The organism is Arthrobacter sp. NPDC058097, assembly GCF_042884885.1.
Classification (GTDB): domain Bacteria; phylum Actinomycetota; class Actinomycetes; order Actinomycetales; family Micrococcaceae; genus Arthrobacter.
This window is the reverse complement of the sequence record NZ_JBHVSZ010000010.1, coordinates 79715-97595: the sequence shown is the minus strand read 5'-3', so window position 1 is coordinate 97595 and position 17881 is coordinate 79715. Positions and strand designations below refer to the sequence as shown.

The following is a 17881-nucleotide window of genomic DNA, read 5'->3' as shown; positions in this document are numbered from 1 at the left end:
AGGGCCGGACGCACCATGCGTCCGGCCCTCCGGCATTTCAAGCGGTCAGTCCCGAAAGAACCTGGCCCGTCTTTGGAGACTTAGGGGACGGGTTCGACGTCGTTCGCATGGTCAAGCGGTCCGGTCACCGCTGCCCCGGCCCCCGGTTTGGCCCCCCTGAGCTCATCCAGCCGGACGCAGACCACCCCGCCCACGATCAGCAGTCCGCCTGCGAGCTGGATGGCGCCGGGCAGTTCGCCCAGCAGCAGCCACGCCCAGACCACGGCAAACAGGACCTCGGTGAGGGAGACGAACGAGGCCACCTTGGTGCCGAGCGCCCGTGCAGCCATGATCCCGGAAACGTAGGCCAGGACGGTGGCCAGCACCACAAGACCGCCCAGCGGAACCCACCACGGAGTGGTCCAGGGCCCGAGTTTGGTATCGGCCGTGCTCATGGCCATTGGCAGGAGGCCGGTGGCTGCCATTAGCCACATGACCGCCGCACCGGTCAGCAGCCCGCCCGATGCGAGGACGATGGGCGGCAGCGTGTCGTTCTGCTTGGCCGTGAGGAAGAAATAGATGGCAAGGCAGACGGCCGCGGCCAGACCCCAGAGCACGCCGACGGCGTCCACCTTCACTGCCCCCGTGAGGTCCAGGACAAGGACCAGCCCGCCCAGCGACAGCAGCGTCCCGGCGATGGTCAGGGCTCGCGGCCGCTTCCGGCTGGCCACCCAGAGCCACAGCACGATCAGTACCGGGCCGAGGTATTCGAGCAGCAGTGCCACGCCAACTGACAGCCGGGCCACGGCATTGAAGTAGAACAGCTGGCACCCTGCGACGCCGATCAGGCCAAACAGGAGAATCGTCAGCCAGTTCGACCGCAGCTGGTGCCACCGGCCCCGGAGCGCCAGCACAGCGGGGATCGCGAGGATGAGCGCGGCACCTGTCAGCCGGGCGGTGACGGCCGCCCCGGGCGTCCAGCCGGTCTCCAGCAGCGCCTTGGCGAAGGAGCCGGAGAGCCCGAAGATCGCCGACGAAAAGAGGGCGACACCCAATCCTGACGCAAGGAAGCCGGTGGCCTTTGCCTCAGCGGAAGGGGCAGCCGGAGCGGAAGCGGGAGCGGGAGCCGCAACCGGGGCCGGAAGGCGGGCCGGAACCGGCGCCACAGAAGTGACCGCCGTTTCGGCGCGGTTGTTCGGTACGGGCACGGATGCCTCCCGTCAGGAGTAAAGTGGGGTATTGGTCCTGACATTACGCCCCGGCACTGTAAGGAGTCAAGGTGGTCTTTGCCCCTGACACGGAACTCTCGCTGCGCTTTGTGGTGAACCTCATCAACTCGGCCGCCAACGGCGAGGAAAACCTGCCCACAGTGGCCGCCCTGGACGAGTTCCTGCGGCAGGAGGGCTTTACCGGTTCACGCACGCACGACGCCGCCGAACTAGCCAGCATCCACGCACTGCGGACGGTATTGGCAACGCTGTGGACGGCTGATGAGGATACGGCCGTGGCCGGCGTGAACCGCCTGCTGCGCGATGCCCAGGCACTCCCCCAGTTGCTCAAGCATGATCAGTGGGACTGGCACCTGCACGCCACCACGCACGATGCCCCACTGGCAGACAGGATGGGCACCGAGGCAGCCATGGCCCTCGTTGACGTGATCCGCAGCAAGGAGATGGACCGGATGCTCGTGTGCGCGGCCGATGACTGCGACGCGGCAGTACTCGATCTCAGCCGCAACCGGTCCAAGAGATACTGCGACACCGGAAACTGCGCCAACCGCGCCCATGTGGCGGCGTACCGGGCACGCCGCGCGAGCGGAGAATAACCGGCGCCGGCGGCTGCTGGCCGTCGGGCGTTAGGAGGCTCCGCCGTCGGGCCCGGATTCACCGGGTCCGCCCGAACCGGCGGCGCCCCGGGCATCCGGGCCGCCCTGGGCGCCTCGCCCGCCGTGCCCCTGTGGGGGCTTCCGGGCCGAGCTCAGGTTCACGCCCGAGCCCTTACCCAGGTGGGCGGCGTTGTCCTTGTAGCTCATGGACAGCATCGCGGCGATGACGAGCGTGACAATGAAGGCGATGCCGGCGCCGGTGAAGGCCAGGTCGAACCGCGGCGACCGGGCGCTGCCGCCGGAGGCGAAGATCAGTACCGCGAAGAAAGCGACCACAGCCCAGAAGGCGGAGAACATCAGGGGTCCCTTGACCGAGGTCCGCAGGTTGCGCGGTTCTCCTGGTTTCTGGTGTGCCAAGGTGATTCCTCCCGCGCGGGCGGCGCGATGCGGCCTGCCCGCTGTGCTGTGTGGTGTTCTGAAGGGCTGCTGGCAGCCAACGGCTGTTCTACAACGAGTAGAACCCTTGGTACTAGTTTACGGCCTTTGACGCGTCCGCCCGCGCATCGTGCCGGAGTGAGAGGCCTGCCAGGATCCAGAGCACACCCGAGATGATGGCCCCGCCGCCGGCAACCCCCAGCAGCGCGTGCGGACCAAGTTCCACGAAGAACGGCAGGGTCGCGGCCGTGCCCAGCCCGATGACGCCGGAGGCCAGCCAGTCGCGGGCAAGGACATGCCGTCCGCGGAACCTGATGCCCAGCCACAGCTCGGCTGCTGACGCCACGGCCAGGCCCAAAGCGCCGATCACGGCGAACACCAGGCTGCCCTGCAAGAACAGCAGGGCCACGCCGGCGCCGGTGAGGGCCGCTCCGCCGGCGGACAGAAGCCGGCCGGCCGGTGCGTCACGGCGGAAACCGGTCAGCGGAATGCCCCACAGCAGGATCAGGCCAGTGGCCAGCAGATACACCCCGCCGGTCAGCGACATGCCGGTCACGGAGGGAGCCGCCCAAAACACAGTCACGGCTCCGAACACCAGTGCGGCGGCGGCCCGCAGCAGGGCGGGTTTCCACAGTTCCCCCGAGGGGGCAGGCACGTCGGACTGGGCAGGGGTCGCTGGGGAAGTCACCGCTCCAGTTTAGTGCGCCAGCCTGCGCCGGCGAATCCGGCCGCAGCTATGAGCCAAGCACCATCCAGCGGTCTGTCCTGGCCCGCAGCCCCAGCGTTACGGCACGGGCGCACATGTAGCCCAGCGAAAAGGCCGCCCACACCCAAACCAGCGCCGCCGCGCCGTCGGCCCCGGCCAGCGGCACGGCCAGCAGCAGCGGAAGGTAGACCGCAAGATTCACGACGCCGGCAATCGCCAGATACTTCGCGTCGCCGGCGCCGATCAGCACCCCGTCGAGCACGAACACGTACCCGGCGAGGGGCTGGCCCGCGGCCAGTACCCAGAGGGCCGCGGTCAGAACCGACTGGACGCCGGCGTCGGACGTGAAGAGGGCGCCGGCGAACGGGGCCACCGCGGCGAGCAGCACGCCGGTGACCACACCGAAGCCGGTACCCCAGCGGATCATGGTCCGGGTCAGGATCCTGGCTTTGCCGGGATTTGAGGCCCCCAGCTCCTTCCCGATCAGCGCCTGCGCGGCGATGGCCAGGGCGTCCAGGGCGAAGGCGAGGAAGGTGAACACCGTCATGGCCAGCTGGTGGGCGGCGAGGTTCACGGCACCCTGGGCCGTGACCACCAGGACGGTGGCGAGGATGGCGGTGCGCAGGCTCAGGGTCCGCAGCATGAGCCAGGAACCCACCTTGGTCATGGCCCGGATGCCGTGCCAGTCGGGCAGCAGGCTGACGCCGTGATGGCGGGCGCTACGCTGCACCATCACCAGATACACCGCGGCCATGGCCCACTGCGCGATGCTCGTTCCCGCCGCGGACCCGACCACAGACAGGCCAAGGCCGTATACCAGCACCAGGTTCAGCACGATGTTCAGCGTGAATCCCGCAGTCGCCACCACCAGGGGCGTCCGGGTGTCCTGCAGCCCCCTCAGCACGCCCGTGCCGGCGAAGATCAGCAGCATGGCGACCAGCCCGGGCATGGACCAGCGCAGGTAATCGACCGCGAAGGTGCGGATCTCAGGGCCTGGCCCCATGAGCCCGATCAGCGGCTCCGCGGCAAGGAACCCGGCCAGCGCGAGCACGGTCCCCAGCAGCAGGGCGAGCCAGACACCGTCGCGCCCGGCTGCCAGCGCCCTGCCAAGCTGGCCGTCCCCGACTGCCCGTGCCACTGCCGGGGTGGTGGAGTAGGCCAGGAAGACCATCAGCCCAACCGCCGTATGCAGCACCGCCGAGGCCAGCCCGACGCCGGCCAGCTGGGCAACGCCAAGGTGCCCAACGATCGCCGAGTCGGCAAGCAGAAAGAGCGGTTCGGCGATCAGGGCGCCAAAAGCCGGAACGGCAAGCCGGAGGATTTCACGGCCGTGGCTCTCGGGTTTTGGGGTGGAAACGGCAGCGGAAGGCGATTGTGGCACGGTTTCAGCCTAGCTGGCGCAATAAAGATAACCACGACACATTAGTTGACACTTCAACAAAACTTCGGGACAGTGGAAGGGAAGCTTCATCCGACGGGCTCCGGACCGCGTGCCCAAAAGAGACAACCCCCCAATCGATCCGAACGGTGAGAATCTCCATGAACCAGTCCACCCAGACCACCACAGCCCTGACGATCCTGCGAGTGATTACCGGGTTCCTCTTCGCCGCGCACGGCTGGCAGAAGTTCAGCGAATTCACCATCGCCGGCACGCAGGCTTCCTTCGCCAAGATGGGGGTTCCGGCGGCTGAGATCGCCGCCCCGGTCGTCGCCACCCTCGAACTGGCGGGCGGCATCGCCCTGATCCTCGGCGTACTGACCCGCGTCTTCGCCGCGCTGCTCGCCCTGGACATGCTCGGCGCCCTCTTCCTGGTCCACGCCTCGGCCGGAGTGTTCGTCGCCACCGGCGGCTACGAGCTGGTCCTCCTGCTGGCGGCCGGTGCAGCGGCCATCGCCCTTGCCGGAGCGGGTCGCATCTCGGCGGATGCAGCCCTGTTCGGCCGCAGCGATTCAAAGCTCAAAGTTCTCGCGTAACCTTCAGGGGCGCCCCTCCCAGGCGGTGCGTGTCCAGGAAACAACGACGGCGGCTGCTCGCCTGGCGCTTCGGCGCCGGGTGGGCGGCCGCCGTCGTTATTTCTTTGGTTTAGCCGGTGACGCCCGTCAGCTCATCGGGTGTGTGGGGCAGCGAAGCCGTGCGGACCACCTTCCCCGCCTTCAGGTCGACGGCGTGCAGTTTCCGGGTTGCCGGCTCGGTGACGTATGCGGTGGAACCCTGGACGTACAGGGTGGGCCGCGGATCCTGCCACGCCTCGGGCTCCTGCCAGGCCGGCACGACAGGCACCGTGGACACGGTGGCGCCGGTCAGTGGATTGAGAACATGCAGCGCGCCATCGGCGCCGAGGACCAGCACCTCCCCCGCCGGTCCACGCCCCAGCGACCGGAAGGAATAGCTGGTGCCAAGATCCACCAGCTTGAGGGCTTTGGTGGCGGTGTTCACCAGCGAAATCCGTGTGGGCCGCTCCAGGACCGTATCCTTGTCCACCTTGTAGTCCGCGAGCACCACGGGCGACGCCGGTGAACCGGCATGGTTTCCCATCCGGCCATAGGCGTCAGGACTGGAGATCTTGGAGAACCTGCCGTCCGTGAATACCAGCATCCCGTCCTCACACCCGAAGGTCACGGTGTTTTCACCCGCCACCGCCTCACCGTGGACGCCTGGGCAGTCCTGGCTCCGGACGATTTCCTTGCGGTCCTGGCCCAGGAGTGCCACAGCGTCGCGGGCGTTCTCATTGCCCACGGTCACCAGCAGCTTGCCGTCCTCCAGCTCCACCGCCACACCGTGGTGGGCCTCGGGTGCGGTGTAGGTGGATGTCTCCGGAAGGCCGTCTTCGGCAAGCGTTCCGAGGGCTGCTGATGTGAACGACTCCACCCTGCCGGACCCGTCACTGAACAGGACAGTCCTGCCGGCGTGCCGCACCACATGGCCCGGCTTGCTGGCTCCGAACGCGTGGTCCGTCAGCGTGGGCTGGGCGGCGTAGGAATGGCCATGGTCGCCGTGCCGCTCGGTCCAGGTGCCGGCATCGAGGACGCGGAACGAGTCGCCCGACGCCACCAGGACGTGGCGGCCGTCCCCGGCCGGACTGATGCGGCTGTACCCCTCCAGCCCAACATCCCCCGCAGGTTCAAGGGTGGCTGCATCCAGCACGCCGACGCCGCCAGCGTACGTATAGGCAAGGCGCGGCTTTGGGGCGCGAAGCTCGGTGCGTTCTGCGTCGTCTGCCTGCGGCGAAGGATTGGCGGAACTTCCGGCGGACGTTTGCGCGGTGGTTTGCCCCGGACCGGCGGCGCAGCCTGACAACAGCAGGGCGGCGCCGCAGGCCGCGGCCAGCGGAGCCGCGAACGGTGTCCTGGCCGGGTGAGCAACTGGATTGGTGCGCGGCCCCGAGAACGGCCGCGCGAAGGGCACCATGGATGGCCCCCTGGGGCGGCCGCGGCGGCGGCTGGTTGTTGGGTCAGGAAACAAAGGTCGTCTTTTCCTCATGGCACTAATGATAATCATTATCGTTAGTGCCATGACCAATCCGCCTTATTCGTGACGCTTTATGCCCGGCGCTGGGGCGTATGGCGCCCGTACGCGCCTTTGTGAAGGCCCGGATCTGCCGTTCGGACAGCGGTCAGTAAACTGCGAGCATGAGCGAGACTGCCGCCAACTCAGTAACCCTCCGCTTCCTTGCCGCCCCCATGGACGTGGGCCACAGCGGATCGGTTGACGCCGGAACGGTACTCGAGTGGGTGGACAAGGCGGCCTATGCGGCTGCCGTGGGCTGGGCCAAGTCCTACTGCGTGACCGCCTATGTGGGGAACATCCACTTTGCAGATCCGGTAAACATTGGCGACATGGTAGAGGTCACGGCCACCATCGTCTACACGGGCCGCTCCTCCATGCACATCCGAACGGTGGTTTCCTCCGGGGATCCCAAGGGCGGGCCGGCCACCATGCGCAGCCAGTGCATGGTGATCTTTGTGGCGGTTGGCGAGGACGGGAAACCCGTCCCGGTGAAGCAGTTCGAGCCGGCAACGCCCGAGGAACTGGAAGAGCGGGACCATGCCCTGGCCCGGATCGGGATCCGCGAGCAGATCGTGGAAGCGATGAACGCCCAGGAATATACCGATGCCGGCACTGCCGAGCGCGTCGTCCTGCGGTTCATGGCGGCGCCCACCGATGTGAACTGGGGCGGGAAGGTCCATGGCGGCATCGTCATGAAATGGATCGACGAGGCTGCATATGTCTGCGCCTCACGCTACTGCGGCCGGGACACGGTGGCTGTCTTCTCCGGCGGGGTTCGGTTCTACCGGCCGCTGCTGATCGGGCACGTGGTGGAGGTTGAGGCCCGGCTGGTCTACACGGGCACCAAGGGCATGCACATTGCGGTACACGTCCGTTCGGGGGACCCCAAGGGCCGCGAACTGAACCTGACCACCTACTGCCTCACCGTAATGGTGGCCCGTGACGCCGAGGGCACCTCGGTTCCGATCCCCGCATGGACCCCGGTGTCCGAGGAGGACAAGCGGCTCCACGCCCACGCACGGGAGCTGCTGGAAATCAGGGCAGCAGCCCCCGGAAACAGGCTGCCCAACCACCTGCTGCAGTCACAACCGCACTAGCCAACACCAGCGCGGCCTAGAAGCCGCCGCCTCCGCCGGCATCCCCGGCCATGTTCGCAAACCGCGAGTAGTGGCCCTGGAAGGCAACCACGATGTCCTTGGTGGGGCCGTTACGGTGTTTAGCCACGAGGATGTCTGCCTCACCGGCGCGCGGGGACTCCTTGTCGTACACGTCCTCGCGGTGCAGCAGGATCACCATGTCAGCGTCCTGCTCGATGGATCCCGATTCACGCAGGTCCGAGACCATGGGGCGCTTGTCCTGGCGCTGCTCAGAACCACGGTTCAGCTGCGACAGCGCGATGACGGGGACCTGGAGTTCCTTGGCGAGCAGCTTGAGCGCGCGGGAGAATTCCGAGACTTCCTGCTGGCGGGACTCCACCTTCTTGCCTGAACTCATGAGCTGCAGGTAGTCAAGGATCACCAGCTTGAGGTCGTGCTGCTGCTTGAGGCGGCGGCACTTGGCCCGGATCTCCATCAGGGACATGTTGGGGCTGTCGTCAATGAACAGCGGGGCATCATTCATCCGCCCCATGGTGGTGGCGATCTTGGACCACTGCTCATCCTTGATGGTGCCCTTACGGAGGTCCTGCAGGCCGATCGTGGCTTCGGCCGAGAGGAGACGCATGGCGATCTCGTTGCGCCCCATTTCCAGGGAGAACATCACCGTGCTCAGGTTGTTCTTGATGGCGGCCGAGCGGGCAAAGTCCAGCGCGAAGGTGGACTTACCCACTGCGGGACGGGCGGCGATGACGATCATCTGGCCCGGATGCAGCCCGTGCGTCAGCTCATCCAGCTCGTAGAAGCCCGTGGGGACGCCCACCATGCCTTCGCCGCGGTGGCCGGAGGCCTCGATCTCGTCCACCGTGGACTCCATGACGTCCTTCAGGACGACGTAGTCTTCCGCCGTGCGGCGTTCGGCGACCGCGTAGACCTCGGCCTGGGCCTGGTTAACCAGGTCTTCCACCTCGCCGTCCTGCCCGTAGCCGAGCTGCACGATCTTCGTGCCGGCATTGACCAGTCGCCGGAGCACGGCGCGCTCGGCCACGATCTCGGCGTAGTAGCCTGCGTTCGCGGCCGTGGGCACCGTCTGAATGAGCTCATGGAGGTAGGCGGGGCCGCCGATCCGGTTGATCTCGCCGCGCTTGGTCAGTTCATCGGACACCGTGACGGCATCCGCAGGTTCGCCGCGGCCGTAGAGGTCGATGACAGCCTCATAAATGGTTTCATGGGCGGGGCGGTAGAAGTCCTGGCCGCGCAGGATCTCAACCACGTCCGCAATGGCGTCCTTGGAGAGCATCATGCCGCCCAGGACGGACTGTTCGGCGGGGATGTCCTGGGGAGGTTTGCGGCTGCCTTCGGATTCGCGGGTACCTTCGATTGAGTCCAGGTGCGTAACTGACAAAGCTGCCGTCCTCCATTGTGTCCGCAGCCCCTGCAGGGGACTGCGGCGCGTGTGCCGTGTGCCGTGGGTGGTCCGCGCAGCAAGAATCTGCTGCCCGGGCTAATGCAACTACACCAGCAGGCCCTGACATTTTCGGTCCCGGCCGCTGAACCCCGGCGACGCCTCATCCACAGGTTTTCCACAGGGCAGCACGAATCTCACGGAGTCCGGCTGTCGGCCGGCTCCGGTCTTCAGGCCGGAAGGGAAAACCCACGCGAATGGGGTGTCTCCGCAACGTTAGCGCCCAGCCGGCCACTCACAAAGCCCGGAGTTCCGCACCTCTGTGGATAACGTGTGCACAAGATACTGCTGCTTGTGCACAGCCTGTGGGGGAAGCTGTGGATAGAAATTTTCTTTGCGGCATATATACCCTCTGACCTGCGGAAACGTTCGAATTTTCCTGTGGACAAAATTTATTTTTAGCCCAACCTTCATCCACAGCCTTAACCGTCCGCTGGGGATACCCGCCGGTAACTCCGCTTCCGGAGGGAGTTTTCGCCGCCTTCATTCCCGGTTTGTGATACGAATCACCGGCACATGCCGGAACCCATCCTGGCATGCATGCCGACTGAACGAACCTTCCCTCACAGGGGGACAACCGTCGCCGCCGCGGGGCCACACTATGCGCAGCCCGGCATATGCTGTGGATAACGCGGATGTGGCGTTAAGCTCTAGGTATGGGCGACGTTCTGACAGTCTTGGTTCCTGCCCTTGTCCTCGCCGCAGCCCTCTGGGCTTTTGCCACGGCACTGAAGCCGCGCGACGGAGGAATGTCCGACGCTGACCGCTACCAGCTGGAGCTGGCACGGCGCTCCCAAGCCCACTACGCGGCACAGGTTCAGGCGGCCCTGGCAGCCCGGGCCCGCATGGAGGCGGCAGCCCTGCCAAGCCAGAACCGGCAGCAGCAGATCCAGCAGCACGAGCATCGTCCGGCACCGCCCCCGGGCCATCCCGGTCACGATCCCGGCCGCCAACCTGACTACCCCCACGGCTCTTATCCTGCGGCAGCTATGCCCGGGACCATGCTGAACCCGCAGCTGGCATCACAGCTGCAGACCCTGGTGCGCAACGGACAGAAGCTTCAGGCCATCAGGCTTCTGCGCCAGGCCACCCATTCCAACCTTTTGACCGCCAAGCAATATGTAGATCGGCTGTAACCATGGAATCGCTCCTGATCCCCTTCCTGATCCTCGTGGCGGTGGCTGTCGCCGTGGCCCTGACGGCGCGGGCGTTGAGCCGACGCCGCCGTACGGTCAGGGAGCCCGCCAAACCGCCCACGGAGTCCGCAGAACTGGCCAGGGAAGCCGCAGCCAAGCTGTCCGAGGACGAACACCGGCGGCTGTATGCGCTCATCGCGCAGGGCCAGGCCATGGCTGCGATCAAGCTGTACTACGAGGTGTCGGGACAGGGCTTGCGCGCATCACGGGACGCGGTGGCCGCGCTGGCAGCCCACCCGCAGCCCTTCCGCTCCCCGGCCCAGGAGCCCAGCGAACCCGAGGACGACGACGAGCCGCCGCAGCGGTTCCCGTACCGGTACCGGGCGATCGCCAGCAAAGGCGATGTCACCCGGGAGGTCAGCAGCAACATGCTCAATGACGAGATCTACGGCCGCATCCGCACGCTCGCCAAGAGCGGCAACATCGAAGCAGCAGCCACCGCGCTGACCCGGCACTCCGACATCACCCTGAAGCAGGCGCGCGAATTCATCGCCCTGCTGGACGACTGACCGGCTGGACGACTGACCGGCGCGGCCAATGACCGCGGTGGCCGCAGCCGGCTAGAAGTCGAACAGGTCCCCCAGCCAGCCTTCCTTCTTCTTGTTGCGGCGGCGGTCGTAGTCGCGGTCGTGTCCCTTGCCATAGCTGCGGTCGTCGTAGCGCGGCTGCTCACGCCGCGGTTCGAAGTTGCGGTACAGCGGCGGAGGAGCCATGCCGGGTGCGGGTGACGCCGGAGCAGGGGGAACCGGCGCCGGAGGTGCCGCCGGCGCCCCCGCGTTGACCCGGTCAATGATCTTGTCCAGTTCGCCGCGGTCCAGCCACACGCCCCGGCACTGTGGGCAGTAGTCGATTTCCACGCCGCTGCGTTCGCTCATGACCAGGTCTGAAGAATCAATGGGACATTTCATGCCCGGCACAACGAGCGGGTGCCGCGATTAGTTCGCTTTACCGCCCGCCCGAGATCCCGGCCAGCAGCTGCTCAAAGGGCAGCGACTCGAGCGGGGCAGGCTTGCGTCCCGGCTGGTCGCCTTCCAGGAGGCGGCTGAACTCTGCCGCCGCCCGTTCGATCCGCATCGAAAGGGGTGTGCCGCCGTCGTCCGTGTTTCCCCAGTCCTGGGGGCCGGCGAAGACGGCCGTGGCGGCGGTCCGCGTGCGCAGGTAGCTGAACAGCGGCCGCATGGCGTGGTCCAGCACCATCTGGTGGCGGTCCGTTCCGCCGGTGGCCCCCAGGAGCGCCGCCTTGCCGTCCAGCGATTTGGGGTCAAGCACGTCGATGAAAGACTTGAACAGCCCGCTGTAAGACGCGCTGAACACCGGTGAGACCGCAATGATGCCGTCGGAGGCCTCGACGCCGGCAATCACTTCAGCCAGCCGGGGCGGGGCAAAGCCCGTCACGAAGTTGTTGGCGATGTCCACGGCGAGGTCGCGGAGCTCTACGACGCCGGTGGCCACCTCGTAGCCGGCGGCCGTCAGCTCCCGGGTGGCGGCGGCGGCCAGCTGGTCGGCCAGCAGGCGGGTCGACGACGGCACTCCCAGGCCGGCGGACAGGACGGTTATGCGGCGGGTCTCCATGGCGGTCTCCTCTGATTGGCGCTTACATGCATTTGCATCTACTCGCTCAACCCGGCAGGTCCGGCCTTTATTCCGCCGCCCGGCACACGGTTCAGTACACTGCGTCCATGGTGGAGAACAAGACACAGGTGACAGGCGTTTCGGCGGACGACTTCATCGCGGCGGTGGAGAACCCGGTGCGCCGGCAGGACGGCATGCGTCTCCGTGCCCTCATGGCAGATCTGACGGGCCTGGAACCGGAGATGTGGGGTCCCACCATCGTCGGGTTCGGCAGGGTGCACTACAAGTACGCGACCGGGCGGGAAGGGGAGACAGCAGCGGTGGGGTTTTCACCGCGCAAAGCCAGCCTCTCGCTGTATGGCCTGACCAATGCGCCGGAGGCGGCTGCACTGCTCGAGCGTCTCGGCAAGCACAAGACCGGTGCCGGGTGCCTCTACATCAACAGGCTCGCCGACGTCGACGACGCCGTGCTGGCAGAACTGATCAGCCTCGGATACCGCTACGGCACCACCGTCCTGCACAGCCGGTAGAGCGCCGGCCGGAAACAACGAAGCCCCCGCCGTCGGTTTCCCGGAGGAATCCGACGGCGGGGGCCGTCAGCAGTTCAGGACTGCGGAGCAGATCCGGCGAAAGCCGGAACTGCTACTTGCCTGCGACTACGTCGAGTTCGATCACAGCGGCAACGTCGTCGTGCAGACGGACGTTGGCCTGGTAGGAACCGACCGACTTGATGTGAGCCGGCAGTTCGACCTTGCGCTTGTCGATGCTGCCCAGGCCTGCGGCCTCAACAGCGTCGGCGACGTCGGCCTGCTTGACCGTGCCGAACAGGCGGCCGCTTTCGCCGGCCTTGACAACCAGCTTGACCGGCTTCGCGGACAGAGCGGCGGCCTGCTTCTGAGCATCTTCCAGGGAAGCGTGCTCGCGGGCAGCGCGGGCAGCCTTGATGGACTCAACCTGCTTCTCGCCACCCTTGGACCAGGTCAGGGCGAAACCGCGGGGCAGCAGGTAGTTACGTGCGTAACCGTCCTTGACCTCGACAACGTCGCCAGCAGCACCGAGACCGGTTACTTCGTGGGTCAGAATGAGCTTTGCCATGTTAGTTAATCCCTTTCCTTAGCCCCGGCCAGCGCCGGAGTAGGGCAGCAGAGCAACTTCGCGGGCGTTCTTGATTGCCTGGGCGATCTTGCGCTGCTCCTGCACCGTGACGCCAGTGACGCGACGGGCGCGGATCTTTCCGCGGTCGGAGATGAACTTGCGCAGCAATGCTACGTCCTTGTAGTCGATGACAGTGATGTCAGCGGCCTTCAAGGGGTTGGACTTTGGTTTGGGCTTACGGAGTTCAGCCTTAGCCATCGTGGAGCTCCTATTCTAGGGAGCCCGTGAATCGTGATCCACGGGATGGTGGTGGTCCGACCGCGGCGTGCGCAGAGCGTTCCCTATGGAATACTTTGGCGCCTGCTGCGCCGGACCTTTGTTTATGTTTTAGAAGGGAGGTTCGGAATCCGGGCCGTTGCCCCAGCCGCCGCCCGCATTGCTGACTCCGGGCGTGGCCCAGGGGTCATCCTGCGCTGCAGGCTGCTGGTTGCCGCCCCAGTTTCCTCCGGTGTTGCCGCCTTGGTTTCCACCCTGGCCGCCACCGAATCCACCGCCACCGAATCCGCCGCTGTTGCCGCCGCCGAAACCGCCCTGGCCGCCGGAGCGCTGAGTGCGGTTGACCTTGGCATTCGCGTAACGCAGGCTCGGGCCGATTTCGTCGACCTCGAGCTCGATAACGGTGCGCTTCTCGCCTTCTTTTGTTTCGTAGGAACGGCTCTTCAGGCGGCCCGAAACAATCACGCGGGTGCCCTTGGTGAGGGACTCGGCGACGTTTTCTGCTGCCTCGCGCCAAACCGAAGCGCGGAGGAACAGGGTTTCCCCGTCCTTCCACTCATTGGACTGGCGGTCGAAGGTGCGAGGCGTGGACGCGATGGTGAAGTTCGCTACTGCCGAACCTGACGGTGTGAACCTCAGTTCGGGGTCATTGGTGAGATTACCGATGACCGTAATAGTGGTTTCGCCTGCCATCTACTGCCTCCTTGTTCGTTCCTGCGGGGTAAAGAATGAAAGTTGGGAGCTGAAATTACTCAGCAACAACCTTCTGCTCTTCGGGGCGGATGATCTTGGTGCGCATGATGGTCTCGTTGAGACCCAGCTGGCGGTCAAGTTCCTTGGCGGTAGCCGGCGTCGCGGTGAAGTTCACCACGGCGTAGATACCTTCGGACTTCTTCTTGATGTCGTAAGCCAGACGGCGACGGCCCCAGATGTCAACCTTTTCGATGGTTCCACCATCGTTGGTGATGACGTTCAGGAACTTCTGAAGCGACGGCTCTACGGTACGCTCTTCGACCTCGGGGTCGATGATTACCATCAATTCGTAAGGACGCATATGTGAACCCACCTCCTTTGGGCTAAGCGGTTACGGTATTTCCGTAACAGGAGGTTCATTTGCGATGCCGTGCACGCCCGCGTCCAAAAATGGGCCAGGGCGCAGCACAGACTTCACTATCTTAGTGCATCGGGGAGGAATTCCGCGATTCGGACAGGTCCTAGGCTACTGGGCCCGATGGCGGGCTGGAAGCGCCGCCCCAGCTATGTGGAAAACCGGGCGGAATACTGGACCCATGACCATTCTGAAATCCGTGCTCCTTTTCACCCTGGCCGCCGTGGCCGAGATCGGGGGAGCCTGGCTGATCTGGCAGGCCGTGCGGGAGGACAAGGCGTGGTGGTGGGCCGGACTCGGGATTGTGGCGCTCGGGCTCTACGGTTTCGTGGCCGCGTTCCAGCCTGACGCCCACTTCGGCCGTGTCCTCGCGGCATACGGCGGGGTCTTCATCGCCGGCTCCCTGGTGTGGGGCATGCTTCTGGACGGCTTCCGGCCCGACCGCTGGGACCTCATCGGTGCCGCCGTCTGCCTGGTAGGCGTCGCCGTCATCATGTTCGCCCCCAGGCAAGGCTGAGACGGGGCTGACACCCAAGCAAAACCATCCGCCCGGTCAGGCCGTAACGGCCAACCGGGCGGATGGTTCCAAAGGGAAGGACGGGGGCGGGATTACGACGCCGGGCCGGACCCCACGCCTGCGTCTGCGGTTTCGGCGGGCGTTGCGGAAGCGGCAGGCGCCTCGGCCCGCACCGGACCGCCCTTGCGGTAACGCCACACGCCGATGCCGACCACCACGACCGCCAGGGCCACGGAGAGCAGGAGCGAATCGCGGGTGGAGTCCAGGATCACCATGCCGATGATGAGCGCCACAATGCTTCCGATCGCCAGCCAGGTGAGGTACGGGAAGAACCACATCTTCAGCGTCAGGTCCTTGGCTGAGGCCCCCATCCGGCGGCGCAGCACCAGCTGGGACGCGGCGATGACCAGCCAGACAAACAGGGCGATCGCGCCGGAGGTGTTCACCAGGAACAGGAAGACGGTGTCCGGGGCGATGTAGTTCAGCCCCACGGTGATGAAGCCGACCACGGTGGAGGCCAGCACCGCAGCGGCGGGCACACCGCGCTTGGAGATGCGGGTCCAGGACTTCGGGGCATCGCCGCGCTGCGAGAGCGAGAACAGCATGCGGCTGGCCGTGTAGAGGCCCGAGTTCAGGCAGGACAGCACCGAGGTCAGCACCACGACGTCCATGATGGTAACGGCGCCCGGGATGCCGAACAGTTCGATGACCGCGACGTACGGGCTCTTGGCCACATTGGCGGAGTTCCAGGGGAGCAGCGTGACAACGATCGCGATGGAGCCGATGTAGAAGACGAGGATGCGCCAGACGGTGGACCGGACAGCCTTCTTGACCGCCTCGACCGGGTTTTCGGATTCACCGGCCGCGATGGTGGCGATCTCAGCGCCGAAGAACGCGAACACCACTACGAGGATTCCGGCAAGGACGGCCCCCGGGCCGTTGGGCAGGAAGCCTCCGTTGCCCGTCAGGTTGCTCAGGCCCGGCGCCGGAACGCCCGGAACGAGGCCGAGGATCGCTGCCACGCCGAAAAGCAGGAACAGGATGATGGCGGTGACCTTGATGGAGGCGAACCAGAACTCGAACTCCCCGTAGGACTTCACCGAGCCCAGGTTGGTCAGCGTGAGCAGGACCATGAGCACCAGGGCCCAGACCCACTGGTCGATGCCGGGCACCCAGCGGTGCATGATCGCGGCGCCGGCCGTGGCTTCGATGCCCAGCACGATGATCCAGAACCACGCATAGAGCCAGCCGATGCTGAAGCCCGCCCAGCGGCCCAGTGCCTTGTCCGCGTAGGTGGAGAAGGATCCGGTTTCAGGGTTCGCGGCCGCCATCTCGCCCAGCATCCGCATGACCAGGATGACCACGATGCCTGCGGCCATGTAGGCCAGGAGGATGCCGGGACCGGCCTGCTGGATGGCCGCGCCGGAGCCGACGAACAGGCCTGCGCCGATGACGCCGGCGATGGCGATCATGGACAGGTGCCGGGGTTTTAGGGATTTCGACAGTTGTTGGTCAGCGTGCATGGCTGCGCCATCCTTGTTTTGATTGCAGGTTTTGGGTGGTGGCCGGGCGGCAGAGTCTGTGCCGGGGACCACACTGTGCGTTTCACACTAAGCGAGCCGGGGGCAGGTCCGGGCTGTGCAAAGACACAGTTAACGGCAATCAAAACAGGCATATTTCCAGCCATAGACCGCAGGAGGCAACAAACGTTGTCCAGCAGGCACTTTTGTAACCGGACGGAAATCGGTCATCCGCGCACTAGGCGGGCGCCGCGGCTCCAAAGAACAGCTCAGTCACCCGGGCCAGGCGGTGCGGGTCCTCGACGCCGCAAAGCTCCCTGGCCGAGTGCATCGACAGCAGGGGAACGCCCACGTCCACGGTCCTGATGCCCAGCCGGGTGGCCGTCAGCGGTCCGATCGTGGAACCGCACGGCATCACGTTGTTGGAGACAAACTCCTGGAAGGGAACCCCGGCCTCACCGCACAGCCTCGCCCAGAGGGCGGCCCCGGCGGCGTCAGTGGCGTACCGCTGGTTGGCGTTGATCTTGAGCAGCGGACCGCCGTTGAGGACGGGACGGTTGACGGGGTCGTGCCGTTCGGCGTAGTTGGGGTGGACGGCGTGGCCGGCGTCCGCGGACACACAGAACGACGCCGCAAACGCCTGCCGCCGCTGGCTCGCCGAGGCGCCCAGCCCGTCCGAGATCCGGACCAGGATGTCCTCCAATACCGGCCCGCATGCGCCGGACCGGGACGCGGAACCGATTTCCTCGTGGTCGAAGGCGGCGAGCACCGCTATCGGTGACGCTTCGCCGGAAACCGCGGAACCGCCGTCGGAAGCGTCAGCGTGCGCAATGAGTGCCGTGATTCCGGCGTGCGTGGCGGACAGGTTGTCCAGCCGCCCCGAGGCGAAGAACTCACTCCTGACCCCGAAAACCGCTGGCGGCTGCGTGTCCGCGATGACGACGTCGTACCCGCCGATTTGGGCCGGGTCAACAGATGCGCCCTCGCCGGAAACCCGTTCGGCCAGCACCGCCAGCAGGTCCTCCGTGCCCGGATCGCCGAGCCCGAACACCGGATTCATGTGCTGCTGCTTGTCCAGCGTGAGGCCCTCGTTGACCGCCCGGTCCAGGTGGATGGCCAGCTGCGGAAAACGCAGCATCGGCCCGGTGGCGGTCAGGTGCTGCGTGCCGTCGAGCATCACGAGGCGCCCGGCCAGCTGCAGTTCGCGGTCCAGCCACGAGTTCAGCAGCGGTCCGCCGTAGATCTCCACGCCGGCCTGGAGCCAGCCGAACCGTCCGGTGGTCGGCTTGGGCTTGAGCTTGAACGACGGCGAATCCGTGTGGGCGCCCAGGATGTTGAAGCCGGTGGTGGGCCCGGCATCCTCAGGAGTGACCCAGGCAATGAGGGCACCGTCCCGCACGATGTAGAACTTGCCGGCCGTGGCCTCCCAGGGCTGCAGCTCGTCCAGGCAGGAGAAGCCCGCTTCCGTGAGGCGCCGGGCGCCCTCGTGGGCGGCGTGAAAGCTCGACGGCGACGCGCTGACGTAGTCGCCCAGGTCCCGGATGTGCTCTGCGGCGGAGGAATGGAGAGGCATGGCTCCGAGTCT

21 protein-coding genes are annotated in these 17881 nt (G+C 66.2%); 7 read left to right on the top strand and 14 right to left on the bottom strand.

What is annotated here, in order from left to right; genetic code table 11:
* Positions 1-80: 80 nt before the first annotated feature.
* Positions 81-1034 carry a DMT family transporter gene (locus ACFVTE_RS17525; protein ID WP_387102730.1) on the bottom strand — a complete coding sequence of 318 codons (954 nt, stop codon included), beginning with the start codon at positions 1032-1034 and terminating at the stop codon, positions 81-83.
* A 224-nt stretch (positions 1035-1258) separates the two neighbouring features.
* Between ACFVTE_RS17525 and ACFVTE_RS17520 the strand changes: the two genes are divergently transcribed.
* Positions 1259-1804: a CGNR zinc finger domain-containing protein gene (locus ACFVTE_RS17520; RefSeq protein ID WP_387102515.1), complete on the top strand. Its 546-nt coding sequence runs from the start codon at positions 1259-1261 to the stop codon at positions 1802-1804.
* Positions 1805-1834: 30 nt separating this feature from the next.
* Here the strand turns inward: ACFVTE_RS17520 and ACFVTE_RS17515 are convergent, their stop codons facing one another.
* The 3 genes from ACFVTE_RS17515 to ACFVTE_RS17505 all read right to left on the bottom strand — a co-directional run bounded on the left by ACFVTE_RS17515 (position 1835) and on the right by ACFVTE_RS17505 (position 4326).
* Entirely contained in the window at positions 1835-2221 is a 387-nt protein-coding gene (locus ACFVTE_RS17515; protein ID WP_387102513.1) for a hypothetical protein, read from the bottom strand.
* A 112-nt stretch (positions 2222-2333) separates the two neighbouring features.
* Positions 2334-2927 (bottom strand): hypothetical protein, encoded by a 594-nt coding sequence (locus tag ACFVTE_RS17510; protein WP_387102511.1) that lies wholly within the window; start codon positions 2925-2927, stop codon positions 2334-2336.
* A gap of 46 nt (positions 2928-2973) precedes the next feature.
* Entirely contained in the window at positions 2974-4326 is a 1353-nt protein-coding gene (locus ACFVTE_RS17505) for an MATE family efflux transporter (RefSeq protein ID WP_387102509.1), read from the bottom strand.
* 158 nt (positions 4327-4484) lie between these two features.
* On the opposite strand from ACFVTE_RS17505, the gene ACFVTE_RS17500 reads away from it, so the two are divergent.
* The gene (locus ACFVTE_RS17500) at positions 4485-4919 is read left to right on the top strand and encodes a DoxX family protein (RefSeq protein ID WP_387102507.1); all 435 of its coding nucleotides are present in this window, start codon (positions 4485-4487) and stop codon (positions 4917-4919) included.
* Positions 4920-5028: 109 nt separating this feature from the next.
* On the opposite strand, the gene aztD is transcribed toward ACFVTE_RS17500, so the two are convergent.
* On the bottom strand, positions 5029-6354 hold the full coding sequence (aztD, locus tag ACFVTE_RS17495; protein ID WP_387102505.1) for a zinc metallochaperone AztD: 1326 nt from the start codon (positions 6352-6354) through the stop codon (positions 5029-5031).
* 221 nt (positions 6355-6575) lie between these two features.
* On the opposite strand from aztD, the gene ACFVTE_RS17490 reads away from it, so the two are divergent.
* Positions 6576-7550 carry an acyl-CoA thioesterase gene (locus tag ACFVTE_RS17490; protein ID WP_387102503.1) on the top strand — a complete coding sequence of 325 codons (975 nt, stop codon included), beginning with the start codon at positions 6576-6578 and terminating at the stop codon, positions 7548-7550.
* 16 nt (positions 7551-7566) lie between these two features.
* Here ACFVTE_RS17490 and dnaB read toward each other — a convergent pair whose 3' ends face one another.
* On the bottom strand, positions 7567-8952 hold the full coding sequence (gene dnaB, locus ACFVTE_RS17485) for a replicative DNA helicase (protein ID WP_003800110.1): 1386 nt from the start codon (positions 8950-8952) through the stop codon (positions 7567-7569).
* A 716-nt stretch (positions 8953-9668) separates the two neighbouring features.
* Here dnaB and ACFVTE_RS17480 point away from each other — a divergent pair.
* Positions 9669-10148, top strand: coding sequence for a hypothetical protein (locus ACFVTE_RS17480; protein WP_387102501.1), 480 nt, complete (start codon positions 9669-9671; stop codon positions 10146-10148).
* 2 nt (positions 10149-10150) lie between these two features.
* Positions 10151-10717 carry a hypothetical protein gene (locus tag ACFVTE_RS17475; RefSeq protein ID WP_387102500.1) on the top strand — a complete coding sequence of 189 codons (567 nt, stop codon included), beginning with the start codon at positions 10151-10153 and terminating at the stop codon, positions 10715-10717.
* Between the two features lie 51 nt (positions 10718-10768).
* On the opposite strand, the gene ACFVTE_RS17470 is transcribed toward ACFVTE_RS17475, so the two are convergent.
* On the bottom strand, positions 10769-11116 hold the full coding sequence (locus ACFVTE_RS17470) for a zf-TFIIB domain-containing protein (protein ID WP_387102498.1): 348 nt from the start codon (positions 11114-11116) through the stop codon (positions 10769-10771).
* 37 nt (positions 11117-11153) lie between these two features.
* On the bottom strand, positions 11154-11780 hold the full coding sequence (locus ACFVTE_RS17465; RefSeq protein ID WP_387102497.1) for an FMN reductase: 627 nt from the start codon (positions 11778-11780) through the stop codon (positions 11154-11156).
* A gap of 107 nt (positions 11781-11887) precedes the next feature.
* Between ACFVTE_RS17465 and ACFVTE_RS17460 the strand changes: the two genes are divergently transcribed.
* The gene (locus ACFVTE_RS17460; protein WP_387102495.1) at positions 11888-12310 is read left to right on the top strand and encodes a DUF1801 domain-containing protein; all 423 of its coding nucleotides are present in this window, start codon (positions 11888-11890) and stop codon (positions 12308-12310) included.
* A gap of 112 nt (positions 12311-12422) precedes the next feature.
* Here ACFVTE_RS17460 and rplI read toward each other — a convergent pair whose 3' ends face one another.
* The 4 genes from rplI to rpsF form a co-directional block, all read right to left on the bottom strand.
* Complete coding sequence (gene rplI, locus ACFVTE_RS17455) at positions 12423-12875, bottom strand: 50S ribosomal protein L9 (protein ID WP_076799464.1); 453 nt, start codon at positions 12873-12875, stop codon at positions 12423-12425.
* Positions 12876-12893: 18 nt separating this feature from the next.
* A complete protein-coding gene (rpsR, locus tag ACFVTE_RS17450; RefSeq protein ID WP_003800144.1) occupies positions 12894-13133 on the bottom strand; it encodes a 30S ribosomal protein S18 in 240 nt (79 codons plus the stop codon).
* Between the two features lie 129 nt (positions 13134-13262).
* Positions 13263-13844, bottom strand: a complete 582-nt coding sequence (locus ACFVTE_RS17445) for a single-stranded DNA-binding protein (RefSeq protein WP_387102492.1) — start codon at positions 13842-13844, stop codon at positions 13263-13265.
* A gap of 55 nt (positions 13845-13899) precedes the next feature.
* The gene (rpsF, locus tag ACFVTE_RS17440; RefSeq protein WP_003800148.1) at positions 13900-14205 is read right to left on the bottom strand and encodes a 30S ribosomal protein S6; all 306 of its coding nucleotides are present in this window, start codon (positions 14203-14205) and stop codon (positions 13900-13902) included.
* A 235-nt stretch (positions 14206-14440) separates the two neighbouring features.
* Here rpsF and ACFVTE_RS17435 point away from each other — a divergent pair, with 235 nt between their 5' ends.
* Positions 14441-14776, top strand: coding sequence for a YnfA family protein (locus ACFVTE_RS17435; RefSeq protein WP_387102490.1), 336 nt, complete (start codon positions 14441-14443; stop codon positions 14774-14776).
* A 92-nt stretch (positions 14777-14868) separates the two neighbouring features.
* On the opposite strand, the gene ACFVTE_RS17430 is transcribed toward ACFVTE_RS17435, so the two are convergent.
* On the bottom strand, positions 14869-16299 hold the full coding sequence (locus ACFVTE_RS17430; protein ID WP_387102489.1) for an amino acid permease: 1431 nt from the start codon (positions 16297-16299) through the stop codon (positions 14869-14871).
* 235 nt (positions 16300-16534) lie between these two features.
* A complete protein-coding gene (locus tag ACFVTE_RS17425) occupies positions 16535-17869 on the bottom strand; it encodes a M18 family aminopeptidase (RefSeq protein WP_387102487.1) in 1335 nt (444 codons plus the stop codon).
* Between the last annotated feature and the right edge of the window lie 12 nt (positions 17870-17881).

Excerpts from the sequence above, each read along its gene's own strand:
- rpsF (WP_003800148.1), bottom strand. The coding sequence starts at position 14,205 with ATGCGTCCTTACGAATTGATGGTAATCATCGACCCCGAGGTCGAAGAG.
- ACFVTE_RS17445 (WP_387102492.1), bottom strand. The coding sequence starts at position 13,844 with ATGGCAGGCGAAACCACTATTACGGTCATCGGTAATCTCACCAATGAC.
- ACFVTE_RS17480 (WP_387102501.1), top strand. The coding sequence starts at position 9,669 with ATGGGCGACGTTCTGACAGTCTTGGTTCCTGCCCTTGTCCTCGCCGCA.
- ACFVTE_RS17460 (WP_387102495.1), top strand. The coding sequence starts at position 11,888 with ATGGTGGAGAACAAGACACAGGTGACAGGCGTTTCGGCGGACGACTTC.
- ACFVTE_RS17430 (WP_387102489.1), bottom strand. The coding sequence starts at position 16,299 with ATGCACGCTGACCAACAACTGTCGAAATCCCTAAAACCCCGGCACCTG.
- aztD (WP_387102505.1), bottom strand. The coding sequence starts at position 6,354 with ATGGTGCCCTTCGCGCGGCCGTTCTCGGGGCCGCGCACCAATCCAGTT.
- ACFVTE_RS17465 (WP_387102497.1), bottom strand. The coding sequence starts at position 11,780 with ATGGAGACCCGCCGCATAACCGTCCTGTCCGCCGGCCTGGGAGTGCCG.
- ACFVTE_RS17475 (WP_387102500.1), top strand. The coding sequence starts at position 10,151 with ATGGAATCGCTCCTGATCCCCTTCCTGATCCTCGTGGCGGTGGCTGTC.
- ACFVTE_RS17435 (WP_387102490.1), top strand. The coding sequence starts at position 14,441 with ATGACCATTCTGAAATCCGTGCTCCTTTTCACCCTGGCCGCCGTGGCC.
- rplI (WP_076799464.1), bottom strand. The coding sequence starts at position 12,875 with ATGGCAAAGCTCATTCTGACCCACGAAGTAACCGGTCTCGGTGCTGCT.
- ACFVTE_RS17425 (WP_387102487.1), bottom strand. The coding sequence starts at position 17,869 with ATGCCTCTCCATTCCTCCGCCGCAGAGCACATCCGGGACCTGGGCGAC.
- rpsR (WP_003800144.1), bottom strand. The coding sequence starts at position 13,133 with ATGGCTAAGGCTGAACTCCGTAAGCCCAAACCAAAGTCCAACCCCTTG.
- ACFVTE_RS17470 (WP_387102498.1), bottom strand. The coding sequence starts at position 11,116 with ATGAAATGTCCCATTGATTCTTCAGACCTGGTCATGAGCGAACGCAGC.
- ACFVTE_RS17500 (WP_387102507.1), top strand. The coding sequence starts at position 4,485 with ATGAACCAGTCCACCCAGACCACCACAGCCCTGACGATCCTGCGAGTG.
- ACFVTE_RS17490 (WP_387102503.1), top strand. The coding sequence starts at position 6,576 with ATGAGCGAGACTGCCGCCAACTCAGTAACCCTCCGCTTCCTTGCCGCC.